Origin of the sequence: Streptomyces sp. NPDC101166 (assembly GCF_044768125.1) — a bacterium.
Taxonomy (GTDB): Bacteria; Actinomycetota; Actinomycetes; order Streptomycetales; family Streptomycetaceae; genus Streptomyces.
In genome coordinates, this window is record NZ_JBIWPF010000390.1 from 1 (window position 1) to 1,021 (window position 1,021).

Genomic DNA, 1,021 nt, shown 5'->3' on the forward strand with positions numbered 1-1,021 from the left:
CATCGACGTCCCGGTCGACGACGCGCGCGTCGCGATCGAGGAACTCGCCATGAAACTCGGCCGGGTCCTGCTCGTACTCGGTGCCATGCACTTCGCGAACCTGATCGCCTTGAACAAGATCCGTCGCAGCCGGCACACGGAGCAGCAGGCCGGTGTCCCGCCGGTTGCGTTCGACGCCGCCCAACTAGCCTGAGCCCCATGCCCCGCCCCGAGCCCGCGACCGCGCGCGGCGAGGAAACTCGCCAGCAGATCATCGACGCCGCCCTGCGCCTGTTCGAGCAGAACGGCTACACGAAGACCACCATGCGCGCGATCGCGGGCGAAGCCGGTGTCAGCGTCGGCAACGCCTACTACTACTTCGCATCCAAAGAGCACCTGGTCCAGGGTTTCTACCAGCACATCCAGGCTCTCCACCAGCAGCGGGTCGAGCAGACCCCCCGCAGCGAATCCCTCGCCGACCGATGGCAAGCGATGGAATCGGCCTTCGTCGACGTGGCCGCGCCGTACCACGAATTCGGAGGCAAGTTCTTCGCCATCGCCGCCGAACCCACGAGCCCGCTCAGCCCGTTCAGCGACGAAAGCCGGCCCGCCCGACAGACATCCACCGCCATCATGGGCGACCTGGTCATCGGCGCGGACGTCAAGGGCGACAAGCGCCTGCTGGCCGAGCTGCCGAATCTGCTGTGGCTGGCCCACATGGGCATCGTCCTGTTCTGGGTCCACGACCGCAGCCCCGACCAGCAACGCACCCGACTGCTGATCCGCCGCACCGCCCCCCTCGTCGAACGCATCGTGGCGTTGTCGAGGCTCCGCCCACTGCGCCCCGTCCTCTACCCGGCCCTGGATCTCATCCAGGAACTCAGCGACTGATCAGCCGCACCGCGCTCACGAAGCAGTGCGGCAGTCGCCGCCCCGGCTACCGGCCGACACCGATAATTCCTCCCGCCGTCGACTGAAACGTCCACACCCGGCAGGGTGGGGCAACCCCACTCTGCCGTGACGAGGACCGAGGTCGAACGGG

At 67.7% G+C, this 1,021-nt stretch carries 1 protein-coding gene and 1 pseudogene; both read left to right on the forward strand.

From position 1 onward, the window contains the following. Positions 1–193 (forward strand): annotated as a pseudogene (locus ACIRS4_RS39340) (hypothetical protein); the annotation flags it as partial. A gap of 5 nt (positions 194–198) precedes the next feature. Further along, positions 199–870, forward strand: a complete 672-nt coding sequence (locus ACIRS4_RS39345; protein WP_404205248.1) for a TetR family transcriptional regulator — start codon at positions 199–201, stop codon at positions 868–870. The last annotated feature ends 151 nt before the right edge of the window (positions 871–1,021 follow it).